The organism is Acidovorax sp. KPB24-03 (genome assembly GCF_057546605.1).
The window spans coordinates 1-1,056 of the sequence record NZ_BAAJYR010000738.1 but is presented as its reverse complement, the minus strand read 5'-3'; the positions used below and the strand labels follow the sequence as shown (position 1 = coordinate 1,056).

General features: G+C 74.8%; 1 protein-coding gene. It reads right to left on the bottom strand.

What is annotated here, in order from left to right:
- Window positions 1–1,056: oxidoreductase (locus tag AC27KI_RS25625; RefSeq protein WP_487116628.1), on the bottom strand; the 1,056-nt coding region annotated here is incomplete at both ends.

Here is a 1,056-nt window from a genome sequence, read left to right as displayed (position 1 = left end):
CGCGGCGGCGTGCAGCGTCCAGGCCGGGTCGGCCAGGTGCGGGCGGGCGAGGGCGCACAGGTCGGCGCGGCCGGCGGCGATGATGCTGTTGGCATGGTCGGCCTCGCTGATGGCGCCCACGGCCATGGTGGCGATCTCCACCTCGTTGCGGATGCGGTCGGCGAACGGCGTCTGGTACATGCGCCCGTACACCGGCCGGGCGGCGCGCGTGGTCTGGCCGGAGGAGACGTCGATCAGGTCGCAGCCCGCGGCCTTGAACCACCGCGCCATCGCCACGGCGTCGTCCGGCGTGGTGCCGCCGGGTGCCCAGTCGTGGGCCGAGATGCGCACGCTCATCGGGCGCTCGGCGGGCCACACGGCGCGCACCGCCGCGAACACCTCGAGCGGGTAGCGGCAGCGGTTTTCCAGGCGGCCGCCGTATTCGTCGGTGCGCTGGTTGGTGAGCGGGCTGATGAAGCTGGCCAGCAGGTAGCCGTGCGCGCAGTGCAGCTCCAGCCAGTCGAAGCCGCAGGCGGCCGCACGCCGGGCGCTGGCCACGAAGGCGGCGGTGAGCGCGTCCATGTCGGCGCGCGTCAGCGCGGCGGGCGTCTGATTCTGCGGGCCGTAGGGCAGGGCGCTGGCGGCGCGCAGCGGCCAGTTGCCGTGCGGATCGCCCTCGGGCAGGGGCTCGTCCGTGCCCTCCCAGCCCACGCGCGTAGAGCCCTTGGGGCCGCTGTGGCCCAGCTGCAGGCCGATCTTGGCGCGGCTGCTGCCGTGCACGAAATCCACGATGCGCGTGAAGGCGGCCTGCTGCGCATCGTTCCACAGCCCGGTGCAGGCGGGGGTGATGCGGCCGTCGGGCGTGGGGGCGGTCATCTCCACCATCACCAGCGCCGCGCCGCCGAGGGCGCGGGCGCCCAGGTGCACCAGGTGGAAGTCCTGCGGCACGCCCTCGACCGCGCTGTAGGTGGCCATGGGCGAGACGACGATGCGGCTATCGAGCGTGAGACCGCGCAGCGCGAAGGGCGTGAGCATGGGCGGCACCGCGGCGCCGGCTGTCGCCGGGCACGCCGGCGG